At 39.1% G+C, this 12,607-nt stretch carries 13 protein-coding genes; 8 read left to right on the top strand and 5 right to left on the bottom strand.

Features of this window, described 5'->3' with window-relative positions; all coding sequences use genetic code 11:
* Window positions 1–89: 89 nt before the first annotated feature.
* Window positions 90–1,301, bottom strand: coding sequence for an EAL domain-containing protein (locus tag GQR53_RS08015; protein ID WP_165743479.1), 1,212 nt, complete (start codon window positions 1,299–1,301; stop codon window positions 90–92).
* 166 nt (window positions 1,302–1,467) lie between these two features.
* On the opposite strand from GQR53_RS08015, the gene GQR53_RS08010 reads away from it, so the two are divergent.
* Window positions 1,468–2,484 carry a site-2 protease family protein gene (locus tag GQR53_RS08010; RefSeq protein ID WP_165743477.1) on the top strand — a complete coding sequence of 339 codons (1,017 nt, stop codon included), beginning with the start codon at window positions 1,468–1,470 and terminating at the stop codon, window positions 2,482–2,484.
* Window positions 2,485–2,539: 55 nt separating this feature from the next.
* Here GQR53_RS08010 and GQR53_RS08005 read toward each other — a convergent pair whose 3' ends face one another.
* A complete protein-coding gene (locus GQR53_RS08005; RefSeq protein ID WP_165743475.1) occupies window positions 2,540–3,850 on the bottom strand; it encodes a TIGR00366 family protein in 1,311 nt (436 codons plus the stop codon).
* A gap of 169 nt (window positions 3,851–4,019) precedes the next feature.
* Here GQR53_RS08005 and GQR53_RS08000 point away from each other — a divergent pair, with 169 nt between their 5' ends.
* Window positions 4,020–5,087: a potassium channel family protein gene (locus tag GQR53_RS08000; RefSeq protein WP_165743474.1), complete on the top strand. Its 1,068-nt coding sequence runs from the start codon at window positions 4,020–4,022 to the stop codon at window positions 5,085–5,087.
* A complete protein-coding gene (locus GQR53_RS07995) occupies window positions 5,087–5,284 on the top strand; it encodes a PLDc N-terminal domain-containing protein (protein ID WP_002957905.1) in 198 nt (65 codons plus the stop codon). Before GQR53_RS08000 ends, GQR53_RS07995 begins: the two co-directional genes overlap by 1 nt.
* Window positions 5,285–5,320: 36 nt before the next feature.
* On the opposite strand, the gene GQR53_RS07990 is transcribed toward GQR53_RS07995, so the two are convergent.
* Window positions 5,321–6,355, bottom strand: coding sequence for a cytosolic protein (locus tag GQR53_RS07990; RefSeq protein WP_165743472.1), 1,035 nt, complete (start codon window positions 6,353–6,355; stop codon window positions 5,321–5,323).
* 69 nt (window positions 6,356–6,424) lie between these two features.
* On the bottom strand, window positions 6,425–6,883 hold the full coding sequence (locus GQR53_RS07985) for an EVE domain-containing protein (protein WP_165743470.1): 459 nt from the start codon (window positions 6,881–6,883) through the stop codon (window positions 6,425–6,427).
* A gap of 77 nt (window positions 6,884–6,960) precedes the next feature.
* Between GQR53_RS07985 and tesB the strand changes: the two genes are divergently transcribed.
* Window positions 6,961–7,818 (top strand): acyl-CoA thioesterase II, encoded by an 858-nt coding sequence (gene tesB, locus GQR53_RS07980; protein ID WP_002957902.1) that lies wholly within the window; start codon window positions 6,961–6,963, stop codon window positions 7,816–7,818.
* A 22-nt stretch (window positions 7,819–7,840) separates the two neighbouring features.
* Here tesB and plsB read toward each other — a convergent pair whose 3' ends face one another.
* Complete coding sequence (gene plsB, locus GQR53_RS07975) at window positions 7,841–10,279, bottom strand: glycerol-3-phosphate 1-O-acyltransferase PlsB (RefSeq protein WP_154903615.1); 2,439 nt, start codon at window positions 10,277–10,279, stop codon at window positions 7,841–7,843.
* 417 nt (window positions 10,280–10,696) lie between these two features.
* Here plsB and rpsJ point away from each other — a divergent pair, with 417 nt between their 5' ends.
* Genes rpsJ through rplW form a run of 4 tightly spaced genes read left to right on the top strand, consistent with a single transcriptional unit; the run spans window position 10,697 to window position 12,593 of the window.
* Window positions 10,697–11,008, top strand: a complete 312-nt coding sequence (gene rpsJ, locus GQR53_RS07970) for a 30S ribosomal protein S10 (RefSeq protein ID WP_002957900.1) — start codon at window positions 10,697–10,699, stop codon at window positions 11,006–11,008.
* A 27-nt stretch (window positions 11,009–11,035) separates the two neighbouring features.
* Window positions 11,036–11,671, top strand: coding sequence for a 50S ribosomal protein L3 (gene rplC / locus GQR53_RS07965; protein ID WP_002957898.1), 636 nt, complete (start codon window positions 11,036–11,038; stop codon window positions 11,669–11,671).
* A gap of 17 nt (window positions 11,672–11,688) precedes the next feature.
* On the top strand, window positions 11,689–12,294 hold the full coding sequence (gene rplD, locus GQR53_RS07960; protein WP_002957897.1) for a 50S ribosomal protein L4: 606 nt from the start codon (window positions 11,689–11,691) through the stop codon (window positions 12,292–12,294).
* Window positions 12,291–12,593 carry a 50S ribosomal protein L23 gene (gene rplW / locus GQR53_RS07955; protein ID WP_002957896.1) on the top strand — a complete coding sequence of 101 codons (303 nt, stop codon included), beginning with the start codon at window positions 12,291–12,293 and terminating at the stop codon, window positions 12,591–12,593. The genes rplD and rplW overlap by 4 nt, the downstream gene beginning before the upstream one ends.
* The last annotated feature ends 14 nt before the right edge of the window (window positions 12,594–12,607 follow it).

Below are 12,607 nucleotides of genomic sequence, written 5' to 3'. Positions count from 1 at the left end.
GCTAGATATTTAGCAATTTAGGCTGACACAGAATTCTGAACGCCCTCTGATAATTAGCTAACAGGCCCCGAGTAAATATTAGTTCCGCTTTAAGCGGGGCTGCCATCAGTTTTTAGCCAATCTTTAGCCCAAGATATAAATTCGTCTTGTGGTTTAGGGCGACTAAATAAAAAACCTTGTATGGCTAGGTTTCTTCTATAGTGCCTTAAATAATCGAGCTCTTCTGGGCGTTCAACGCCTTCTGCCACTAAATCTAAATGATCTTTATTCGTAATATTAAATAACGAACTTACAACCACTTGAGAAAATAAATCTGTTTCTATATGGCTAATGAGTGAACGGTCTATTTTAATTTCAGTAAAAGGAAGGTTTCGAAGCTGGTTCATATTAGTAAAGCCAACGCCAAAGTCGTCTAGCGATATACCAAAGCCATGCATTCTTAATCTATTTAGTGTTTCTAATTGCATGAGGCTTGAGAGTGCATGTTGTTCTGTTATTTCTATAATTATATTACTAGGCGTGAGTTGGTTTAATTCTAAAATAAGTAATAATTTATTAGGGCAGTTTAGGTCATCGAGCTGGGTTGGCGATAAGTTAAAGGCCATTTTAAAATCATGACCTAGTTGTGCTGTCATATTTTTGAATTCGCTGGTGGCCTTTTCAAAAAGAGAAAATGTAATTTGATTAATTAAGTTGTGTTGTTCGGCAGTATTTATAAAACGGCAAGGTAAAATAATATTGTCGTCTTTACTTGATAAAATACGCGCTAACACTTCAACGCTTTCAATTTTATTGTTATCAGCGTTTATTTTTGGTTGATAATAAGGCGTTATTTCATCATTTTTTAATGCATCAATAAGCTCATCTTTTGAAATGGCTGGCTCTTTTAATAAAGTGTGGCTGTTTAATTGCGCCACTTTAGTAAGTAAACTACTAACCTGAGACAGTTGCACTGGCTTTGAAATATTACCAATGAGGTGCGCGTTATGTTGTTTCGCGAGATTGGCAGCTAAGCTAATAACTTTATGGTCCATTTCAGAAACAATTATTATACCGCCTTGATAATGTAACTCTCCTAAGTGGCGGATTAATTCCATGCCGTCCATTTCGGGCATATTGAGATCAGTAAAAATAGCATCAAAGTAGTTGATATCCTCTTTAACTTTTTCAAGCGCTTCTTTTGCATTCAGGCACGTAGTTATAGTGTTGGACATACCCAATTCGTTAAGTATAGCTTCCATAACGATCAAAATTGCTTTTGAATCGTCAACAACTAAAATATTAGGCACTATCTTCTTCACTGTTATCCCTTTCAATGTATCGCTTGGAGTTACTATAAAAGTAGTAGTGTTTTTTTATTTTGTCAGTATCAAATGCTTTTATTTTGAAAATAGTTACCTAGCACCTTCCCTCGTGTTTTTGAGCTGATTAGGTATACTAGCGCCATTATTTTAAACGGTCTTAATTATGATAAGAATAGATCTTACTTTAGCCGAGCAACCATTTTCGCTTATGCTGTATGGGCAAAAAATTGTGCAAGTGTTTCATGGACAACAAGCCATTACCTTTGATAACCCTCGTGAAAACTACTATCAGTTTACTCACGACAATAAAGTAATTGGTATTGATACTGGAACGGTGGAAGAGCAAAGCATTTCGCTTTTTGTAGATGATCAATTTGCAACACAACTTGCGCTACCAGCACCTACAAATGGCTCACCTAAAAAAGGCTTTTTAGGGCTAGCTGCATTAGGTTTTAAGCTTTTTAAAAGTGCTAAGGTAATTAAATTAGTGCTTGCAGGGGCTTCTGTTGCAGGCTATGCGTGGTTATTTAGTATTGAATTTGCACTAATGCTAATTGGTTGCTTAGTCGTACACGAGTACGGCCATGTGCGAGCAATGAAATACTTTGGCATAAAAACCAAAGGTATTTACTTAATCCCGTTTGTTGGTGGGCTTGCTGTAAGTGACGATAAAATAACGACTCGTTGGCAAGATGTCGTTATATCATTAATGGGGCCTGCGTTTGGTTTAATTACCTCGGTACTGGGTGTCGTTTTATATTACGCCACCGAGATGGAAATATTTGCAGGTGTTGCGGTGCTTAGTGCGTTATTAAATTTATTTAACTTGTTACCTATTTTGCCGCTTGATGGCGGGCATGTATTAAAAAGTATTAGCTTTTCAATGCGTTCATGGATTGGCCTAAGTGTATGTTTACTCGGTGTACTGTTTGGTTTATGGCTGAGCTACACATTTGGCTTAATGTTACTGGTATTCTTTTTGTTTGTAGGTGCGCTGGAAATTGTATTTGAATGGCGAGGCCGTCACTATTCACACTTAATGCCACTAGATAAATATGGCCAAGGCTTTTCAGCAGTTATGTATGCAATTGTAGTAGCGGGGCATGTAGCTGTAATGATGCACTTTGCCGATTCAGAAAATCCAATATTGAGCCTGCCGATGACTATTTTATCGAGCTAGTATTTATCGTTCTAGGTAAAAGTGGGCTGTAATATTTGTTACAGCCCGTTAAAAATTAATAAAAGCTCAATACCAGCGATATAAAAACCCCAGTTACAAACAACTGCACAACACAAAACCCCATAATATCTTTTGCTCTTAAGCCTGCGATAGCAAGGACGGGTAATGCCCAAAAAGGTTGAATTAGGTTAGTCCACGCATCACCCCACGCAACAGCCATTGCAACGCGAGATATATCGGCACCTAGCTCTTGTGCTGCAGGTATTACAATAGGTGCTTGTACAGCCCATTGGCCGCCGCCAGAGGGTACAAACATATTAACGAGTCCTGCACTTATAAAACTAAAAAATGGCAAGCTATCAGCATCTGCAACGGCAATAAAGCCACGTGATATCTGTTGTGCTAATCCGCTATCAACCATTACCGCCATAATGCCAGCATAAAAAGAAAATTGAATAACAATGCCAGCCCCGCTTGGAGTTGCTTGTTGCAGACTGTTAAGTAAATTATGGGGTGTTTGATGCAGCGTAATAGCTAAAAACAAAAATACGGCAATAACGCTATTAAGGTTTAAGTTTCCGCCAGCAATAAAAAAGTAATAACCTAAATATGCCAAACCTAATAAGCCAATTGTCATGCCGAGTAGTTTACTTTTTTCCAAATGTTGGGCAGGTCTGGTTATTGTTGTGGGCTTAGGTGTTGTCTCTTGTAAAAGAGCTGGGTCGATATATACGCTTTCTTGCTCGCTTGGCAGCATATAGCGATTAACGAGCGGCATAATAATGAATAAACCAACTAATATGGCTATATTAAAGCCCGCAAATAAAGTGTGCTCTGTACTAATAATACCAATGCTGGCCTCTGAAAAGTGACCATCGGTTGCAATAGTTAAAGGAATCGAACCCGCTAATCCGCCATGCCATACAACAAAGCCTGAGTAAGCGCTGGCTACTAATAATCGATAATCAACACGAGTATGTTTAGCAATTGCCTTGGCAAAAAGGGCACCAATAACTAAGCCAAATCCCCAATTTATCCAGCTCGCTAAAAGCGAAATAAGCGTGACTAATATAATTGCTTTAGGTGCGGTGCTTGCAAATGTTGCTAGCTTTTCTAATAACTTACTTATAGGTGGCGTACTTGCCAACATATAGCCTGTAATTAACACTAGTAGCATTTGCATAGCAAAACTTAATAAGTTCCAAAACCCACCTCCCCACGCTTGTAATACTTCAATGTTAGTTGCAGTTGTAAATAAGCTCGCACTGACAAGGGTAATTATTGTAAGTAAAATTACAAATATAAAAGGGTCGGGAAGATAACGCTCTACAATTTTAGTAAAAGGGCGGGCTATTTTATTAAGCATAAGCACAACTGTTTTGGTTATTATTTTAACGCTAATTAATCATGAAAAATCACCATTGGCAAACAGCATTTAGTCTAATATTTGCGGTTAAAAGCTTAAACATTGCTTAAAAGCATCGCTTACAGTAACGTACTGTTTATAGATAATTTACTAACGAAGACTTTGTATTATGCCGGTGATATTTAAAAGGCTAGCGTTACTTGTTCGCGCTCATATAGATCAGTTGAGTTGGCAAACAGTGGCATTAGCTATTTTGACTCATATGCTATTAACATGGAGCTTACTATTTATAGCGAATGAGAAAGCGTTAACCTCGCTTACTACCTTTTTTTACTATTACACAGTAACAACATCAACAGTGGGATATGGTGACTTTAGTCCAACTACTGATCTTGGTCGTTGGGTGGTTGCATTAATACAAATTCCATTTGGTTTAGCTTTATTTGGTGTTTTGCTAGGAAAAGCAGGACAAACTGTTACTTACTTAATTAGGCGCGCTATGACTGGTGATAAAAACTTTGCCCACAGTAACCACCATATTATTATTTTTGGTTGGCACGACACTCGTACAAAAAAGATGATTGATTACATTTTGGCAGATACGAAACGTACTGACCGTCGTATTTTACTCGCGGTAACAGAGCAAATGGATCATCCTTTTTTAGCTAACGAAAGCGTTGATTTTGCACGTTTAACGAGCTTCACTAATTTAGTTGAGCTAGAGCGGGTTGCTATTCGTAGTGCTGATAAGGTGATTATTGATGGTCAAGATGACGATCAGACATTTACAACAGCCCTGCGCATTAGTCGCTTAGTAAAAGATGATTGTCATATAAGTGCTCACTTTTTGGATGAAACCAAAGTTGAGATGATGTTAGAGCATTGCCAAAATGTAGAGTGTAGTAGTGCAAAATCAGCTGAGATACTCGTACGCTCAATGCAAGATCCAGGTTCGAGCCGTGTGCAAGAGGAGCTGCTATCTACTTTGCACGGCGATACACAATTTAGTTTGAAAATACCAAACGGATGCAAAGATATGGAGTTTGGTACTTTGTTTCATCATTTTAAGCTTGAGCATGATGCCATACTGTTGGGTGTTGCTCATAATTTAAGTGCGCAAAATATGGATTTAAATCCACAATTAGATTACAAAGTAAGTGAAGGCGATATTCTGCACTATATATCGGTGGATCGAGTATTAAGTAGTGAAGTAGACTGGTCGAGCCTAGAAAAATAATGAATGAAGTTGTATTTTTAATTGTTGTTTTAAGTGCTTATATATTACCTGTCGTTATTGTACTCAACAGTAAGCGTACACAGGGTCATGAAAAGAATGGCTGGCTAATGGGAATAATTATATTTTCTTGGTTAGGGTTAATGATGTACTTTGCCATTGTGCCCAAGTATGGGCACAAAAAGAAAAAGGCCAAATAGAGTAGTTGGCCTTTACAGTCGCTTTTACTGGCGTAATTACTCTTCTAGTTGCTTAATTTTATGCTCAATTAAAGGATCGTCAGGTACAAGTTGTTGAGCAACTTCTAATAACTGAATGGCATCATTAGGATGCTCATCTTGATGCTTAAGAGCAACGTCTATTAATGGCTGAATATCAATTTTTGCCTGATGTTCCTGTACGTGAACTTCTTTTTCATCAATCAAAATATTATGAGCTTTGCTCAATAGTGTTTGACGGTGAGCTGAGTTTACATTCGCTTTATTGAGGCTTTTGTAATAATCCTCTTTAAAGCGTAAGGTTTTAGTTTGCAGACGAAATTGCGCAATATCAATTTGCTGGTGCTGAATAAAATCGACGGCTACTTGCTTATAAAATCCAAACTTATTCAAATATGTGGCATGTGTGCCATGTCCCATACCAAATACCCGTAAGTGAGTTAGCTGCTTATAGCGCTTAGCATGCATTCGGTCTATACGATTAGTTGGGTCGTAAATAATATAGCCTTGGGCATCTCCTAAATCTAGATCGTGATAATCTTGCTGCCAATCAAACTGCTGAGCTATATCGGTACTAGAGCGGTCATCCCACGGCACTAACTCTTTATTTTTAGTACTTACCGGATGGAAGAACAATACTTGGTTTAGTTTTAATAATTTAGCAAAAGCGCCAACAGCAAATCCACCACGACTTAGACCGTAACCTAATCGGCAATTAAACGGCGTAAGTAATGTTGATAATTGCTCGAGAAAAAAGATTAAATTTCGATTACGAAACCAATTACTCTTACCTAAGTGCTGAAAAGCGATAACATTTACGTTTTGTTTTTGAGCTAGGTGATAACCCCAAGGTGCAAAATCAGAATTGAGATCTTGTTCTTGCACATTAGTACCAGCAGGAGAAAAAGTAAAAAGCAGGGGCTTATTCACGTCAACAAAATCATACTTAACAAATACATCGCCGAGTAAATCACTACCCGTCATGGGTAATCGAGTTTGTTGCTCATTGCGCGGGAGAGTTAACCATTCATCTAACCAATACAGTAATTTCATTAATCCTCCAGCTATAAGTCGGCGCGGATCATATCAAACTCAATGAAATTAGGTCAAACCGAGAGGGTGTTACTGCGCCATTTTGATTATTTCATCCCAGTCATTTTTAGTAACAGGCATTATTGATAGACGTCCGCCCTTTTTAAGTGCGATTTCAGTAATATTGTCATTGGCTTTTATATCTTTAAGGCTAATTAATTTTTTTAAATGGCTTTGGTAAGTAACCTCAACAACAACCCAGCGTGGTTTGTCGCTGGTGGCTTTTGCATCGTAATAGTCGCTACTTAAATCAAACTGAGTAGGGTCAGGGTAGGCATCGTGTGTCACTTCGGCAATACCCGCTACACCTACGTGTTTACAGCTTGAATGGTAAATCATCACTGAATCACCGAGCTTAACGCCATCACGCATGAAGTTTCGCGCTTGGTAATTACGCACGCCTTCCCAAAGAGTCGTTTGTTTTGGTGCGTTTTTTAAATCATCTAATGAAAACGCATCGGGTTCAGTTTTAAATAGCCAGTAAGCCATAACAGTATTCCTAACAAATATTTACTTCCCACTATTGTATAGTATCATTTGGATACTAGGGTAATGAGGAAGAAGTAATGAGCCAAGTATTAGATGATTTATTGTCGTTGTTAACACTTGAAGAAATTGAGCAAGGTTTATATCGAGGACAAAGCCAAGATTTAGGCTTTGGTGCTGTATTTGGCGGTCAAGTTATGGGGCAGGCGCTTTCTGCTGCCAAAGAAACCCTACCTGAGGGGCGTATAGTTCACTCATTACATTCTTACTTTTTACGCCCAGGCGATCCAGCTAAACCGATTGTTTATGATGTAGAAACTATTCGCGATGGAAAGAGCTTTAGTACTCGCCGAGTAAAAGCGATTCAGTACGGTAAGCCAATTTTTTATATGACAGCGTCGTTTCAGGGTGAAGAAAATGGTTTGTCGCATCAAGCAACAATGCCTGATGTACCCGCACCTGAAGAGTTACGCTCATCACTTGAGTTTTATCAAGATAACGCTTCTCATATCCCTGAAGTCATCCGTAATAAGTTTACGCGTGAAATGCCAATTGAAATGCGACCAGTAACTTTTCATAACCCGTTTAAACCAGAAGTTATGGAGCCGGTAAAGCATATTTGGTTTAAAGCTAATGGTGAAATGCCAGACGATCAGCGCATCCACAATTACTTATTAGCATACGCCTCTGATTTTGAGTTTTTACCAACAGCATTGCAGCCTCATGGTGTATCGTTTATGCAGCCAAATATGCAAGTAGCTACTATTGATCATGCAATGTGGTTTCATCGGCCATTTAGAATGGATGATTGGATTTTGTATTCAATTGACAGTCCAAGTGCGAGTAATGGGTGTGGTTTGGTACGGGGGCAGTTTTTTGATCGCCAAGGCAACTTGGTTGCCTCAACAATGCAAGAAGGGGTTATGCGTCAGCGCTAACCCCCCTTCTATAGATATATTACTAGTTACACTGATCTTGTACTATATCGCTGATTGACTGCCAGACGCGTGCTGGCAGTAATGTTTTAAGGTGTGCGTAGGTTTCGCAAAGTTGTGTACTGCCTACTAAGCCTTTATCACCCTCTGTTATTAACGACTCGCCACGTAAGTTTTCGATAAAACTAACAAGTACTTTTTTATCAAAAAACTCAGGTGTTTTAATGCCATGCAGTGTGCCTAAACGCTGTGCAAGCACTTGGCTCTCTCTTTCAAGCTCTGCTTTTTCAATGCCATCACTTGTTTGAATAAAACCAATCACAATAGCGTAACGTTGTAGAGTAAAACTAAGTGCTCGTCCAAGCATTTCTAGCTTAGCTAAGCAGTCATTACTGTTCGTTATATGAATGTTATCGCCATCAAACTCAATTAAATTTTGATCAGCAAAGTTAGCTAAAATACGCGTTATATAGTTTTCATCAAGAGGCTGTAAATACCACTCTTTAGCAAATAGCGGATAAAATGTTTTTACAAGTTGCTGGCATTGAGCAATCGTAGTGCTGTGTTGTTTAAATAGATGTAGTGCAATTAAGCTTGGTACTGCAAACAAGTGCAAAATATTGTTTCGGTAGTAATTAAACAGTACTTTTTCTTTATCGCTAATAGTAATAATTTCGCCAAATTCATCACTGATAACTTCAAACTTATTCAGCTTTAATGCATGCGTTAGTAATTGCTCTGGTGTTTCGTCTGGTGTAGTTACTTTATTACTGTAGCTGGCATCACGCTGTAAGCGCAGATAAAAATCAAGCTGTGCTAATAGCTTTGGTTTACTCAATGCTTGCTTATCATTAACCAGCAATATCATCGCTAGTAAGTTAACCGCATTAAGCGCCGCTGCATTATTAATTTTAACCATTACTTGGTCGGCAAGTTTAGTTACTTGTGGTGCTAACCATTGTGGCTTTTGCACGTCAGTTGGGTGTATTGAATCACGCCAATCAGGTTGGTTATCGTTTAAGTATTGGTTAATAGAGATTGGGTCGCCAAAGTTTAAATTACCACGACCGTAGTTTTTAAGGTTTTTGATTGCCTTAAAAATACCAAATATAGATTCGCCTTTTTTATCTTTACCATCTAGCTCTTTAAGGTAGGTGTTAATTTCCATGACGTGCTCGTAGCCAATGTACACAGGAACAATAGATATTGGTCTGTCTATTCCGCGTAGCATTGCTTGTAATGTCATAGATAGCATGCCCGTTTTAGGTGGCAGTAAGCGTCCAGTTCGGCTTCGACCGCCCTCCGTGTAAAACTTAACAGAGTAACCTTTAATAAACAGTTGGCTTAAATACTCTTTGAATATGGCAGAATAAAGTTTATTACCTGCAAACGAACGGCGAATAAAAAACGCACCAGAGCGTCTAAATATGCCTCCGGCAGGGAAAAAGTTAAGATTTATACCTGCAGCTATATGCGGAGGTACTAAACCTAAATGATAAATAGAGTAAGTAAGCAGTAAGTAATCCATATGGCTGCGATGACAAGGCATATAAATTATTTCATGCCCTTTATCTGTTAGTTCATGAATTTGTTCGGCGTGTTTAATATCAATACCATTATAAAGCTTATTCCATAACCAAGTTAAAAACCTTTCGGCCACACGTATCATTGCTTCAGAGTAATTAGCGGCTATTTCATCAAGTAGCTTAAGTGCATTTTGACGAGCTTCTGTTTGGCTAATGTTTTTAGCGTTAGCTTCATCTTGAATTGCTTTTTTTATAGTAGGTGACGCTAATAATGAATTAAACAATTGCTCACGAGATGGCATTTTAGGGCCTGTAGCAGCTAGCTTTTGGCGCTTAAAGTGAACACGCGCTACGCGTAATAATTTATGAGGTAACTCACTTACATCGGCTTTTTCATTGACTAAAAGTGATAAGTCGAGTGGTTGGCTAAAGCGAATAAAGTTATCGCGCCCTGAAAATAACACCACAAAAAACTTTCTAAACCAGCTTGGAGTAAGAGAGTGTGTAATTAAAGTACGTAGTCCTGGCTTTTCTTTACCTGGATCGCGCCCCCATAAAATAGTAACAGGCACCACTTGTACGTTTTGCTGACCGCTTTTTATTAAGTACTCAATAATTTGCTTGCCTTGAGCTAAAGCATTTGTTGGTTTTGCTTTATCACCAAATAACGGTGGAGGATTTTTAATACCAATAAAACGGTCTAAATTTTGGGTCCCTAGCACTTGCTCTTCTGTTGGGCTTGGTAGGCCATTCTTTTTACAAACATGCGCCAGCGCGGCTAAATCAAAACGTGAATTTAAACGCACTATATAAAATGTAGGGTACTCAGGGTTTAGCTCATACTGTTTAATAGGATTTTCTGGCAGCACTTTGCTTTTCACAAATAAGCGGCTAAATCCAGCAGACATAACATTTAAACAATAATTAAAAATACGCATCGACTCACCATATTGAGAGTATTAAGGGCAAAATTAGCGCAACAGGATACCATAATATCTAAAAATCCCTTAGTTTGCGCAATTAAGATGTTTAGTTGTTTGTTGACTAGCATCAAAAGCATTAGTTCAAGTATAGCTATTGAACATGTATGGACGCATATTTAATCAAATTAGTATTCATTACATTGTTTCTAAATAGTTGTTGCATTTATCACCAATACCTCTATAATACGCAGGCTTTCAAAATTCCTCTGGGAATTAGAAAGGATAAATTAAGCTTGGATTTCAAGCTAATAAACAGGAGTTCCGATTTGGAACTCAACGTAGATATAATCAAACAGCCGGCATCTTAAGTTTTAAGATTGTTTCGGTCGTTTTTTTATGCTCTTTTATATGCTCTTTATATTGAGGTTAAGAATGTCAAATCAACGCATTCGTATTCGCCTAAAAGCTTTTGACCACCGTTTGATTGACCAATCAACGGCAGAAATCGTGGAAACTGCGAAACGCACTGGCGCACAAGTACGTGGTCCAATCCCACTACCTACACGCTTTGAACGTTTTACTGTACTAACTTCACCGCACGTTAATAAAGATGCGCGTGATCAGTACGAGATCCGCACCCATAAACGTCTGATAGACATCGTAGAACCAACTGACAAGACTGTAGACGCGCTTATGCGTTTAGATCTTGCTGCTGGTGTTGATGTTCAAATCAGCCTGGGTTAATCGAAAGATTAGAGAGGTTTTAGGAAAATGGCATTAGGTCTAGTCGGTCGTAAAGTGGGTATGACACGAATCTTCACTGAAGATGGTGTATCTATCCCTGTGACAGTTATTGAAGCGACACCTAACCGCATTGCTCAGATCAAATCTGACGCAACAGACGGTTATAACGCGCTTCAAGTAACCGCAGGCACTAAAAAAGCAAGTCGTGTAAACAAAGCTAAAGCGGGTCATTTCGCTAAAGCTGGTGTTGAAGCGGGTCGCGGTCTGTGGGAATTCCGCCTTAACGGTGGTGAAGGCGATTTTGAAGTAGGCGCTGAGCTTACTGTTGAATTATTCAACGAAATCAACAAGGTTGACGTAACCGGTACTTCTAAAGGTAAAGGTTTCCAAGGTGGTGTTAAGCGCTGGAATTTCAGCATGCAAGACGCTACACATGGTAACTCTCTATCTCACCGTGCTCCTGGTTCAATCGGTCAAAACCAATCACCTGGTAAGGTGTTTAAAGGTAAGAAAATGGCCGGTCATATGGGTGCTGAGCGTGTAACGACTCAAAACTTAGAACTAGTTCGCGTTGACGCTGAGCGTAATTTGCTTTTAGTTAAGGGTGCAGTACCTGGAGCTATTGGCGGTGACGTTATCGTTAAACCAGCTGTTAAAGCATAAGTCCTGGAGATTTAGTGATGGAATTAGCAATTAAAGACGCTTCTGGCGGTCTTGAAGTTTCTGAAGCTACTTTTGGACGTGAGTTTAACGAAGCATTAGTACACCAAGTAGTTGTTGCATACGCAGCAGGTGCTCGTCAAGGTACTCGTGCTCAGAAGACACGTTCTGAAGTAAGCGGTGGTGGTAAAAAACCATGGGCTCAAAAAGGTACTGGCCGTGCACGTGCCGGTACAATCCGTAGCCCAATTTGGCGTTCAGGTGGCGTTAGCTTTGCAGCTAAACCACAAGACCACAGCCAAAAAGTAAACCGTAAAATGTACCGTGGTGCGATTAAAAGCATCTTATCTGAATTAGTTCGTCAAGAGCGTTTAATCGTTGTTGAAAGTTTTGCTCTAGCAGCACCAAAAACTAAAGAACTAGTTGCTAAGCTTAAAGAACTTGAGCTTAAAGATGTTCTTATCGTGACTGAAGAAGTTGATGAAAATCTTTTCTTATCGGCACGTAACCTTTATAAGGTTGACACACGTGATGTAGCTGGTATCGATCCTGTAAGCTTAATTGCTTTCGATAAGGTACTTATTACAGCCGCTGCTGTTAAGCAACTTGAGGAGGCGCTAGCATGATTCGCGAAGAACGTCTTTTAAAAGTGATCCTTGCTCCACATATCTCTGAAAAAAGCACAATTGCTGCTGAAGAAAACAATACTATTGTTTTTAAAGTAGTAAATGACGCAACTAAAGCTGAAATTAAAGTAGCAGTTGAGAAGCTTTTTGAAGTAGAAGTAACGGGTGTTCGCACACTTAACGTTAAGGGTAAAACAAAACGTACTGGCGCACGTTTCGGTCGTCGTAGCGACTGGAAAAAAGCTTACGTTACTCTTAAAGAAGGCAGCGAGCTAGACTTTGTCGGCGGCGCCGAGTAATAAGGGGATAGAAT

The organism is Pseudoalteromonas sp. Z9A6, assembly GCF_011378805.1.
GTDB classification, from domain to species: domain Bacteria; phylum Pseudomonadota; class Gammaproteobacteria; order Enterobacterales; family Alteromonadaceae; genus Pseudoalteromonas; species Pseudoalteromonas distincta.
This window is presented reverse-complemented; position numbering and strand designations above follow the sequence as displayed.

Coding starts and splice junctions, on each gene's coding strand:
- GQR53_RS08005 (WP_165743475.1), bottom strand. CDS start 3,850: ATGCTTAATAAAATAGCCCGCCCTTTTACTAAAATTGTAGAGCGTTAT.
- rplC (WP_002957898.1), top strand. CDS start 11,036: ATGGCATTAGGTCTAGTCGGTCGTAAAGTGGGTATGACACGAATCTTC.
- GQR53_RS07985 (WP_165743470.1), bottom strand. CDS start 6,883: ATGGCTTACTGGCTATTTAAAACTGAACCCGATGCGTTTTCATTAGAT.
- rplW (WP_002957896.1), top strand. CDS start 12,291: ATGATTCGCGAAGAACGTCTTTTAAAAGTGATCCTTGCTCCACATATC.
- rplD (WP_002957897.1), top strand. CDS start 11,689: ATGGAATTAGCAATTAAAGACGCTTCTGGCGGTCTTGAAGTTTCTGAA.
- GQR53_RS08000 (WP_165743474.1), top strand. CDS start 4,020: ATGCCGGTGATATTTAAAAGGCTAGCGTTACTTGTTCGCGCTCATATA.
- GQR53_RS08010 (WP_165743477.1), top strand. CDS start 1,468: ATGATAAGAATAGATCTTACTTTAGCCGAGCAACCATTTTCGCTTATG.
- rpsJ (WP_002957900.1), top strand. CDS start 10,697: ATGTCAAATCAACGCATTCGTATTCGCCTAAAAGCTTTTGACCACCGT.
- GQR53_RS07995 (WP_002957905.1), top strand. CDS start 5,087: ATGAATGAAGTTGTATTTTTAATTGTTGTTTTAAGTGCTTATATATTA.
- plsB (WP_154903615.1), bottom strand. CDS start 10,279: ATGCGTATTTTTAATTATTGTTTAAATGTTATGTCTGCTGGATTTAGC.
- GQR53_RS07990 (WP_165743472.1), bottom strand. CDS start 6,355: ATGAAATTACTGTATTGGTTAGATGAATGGTTAACTCTCCCGCGCAAT.
- tesB (WP_002957902.1), top strand. CDS start 6,961: ATGAGCCAAGTATTAGATGATTTATTGTCGTTGTTAACACTTGAAGAA.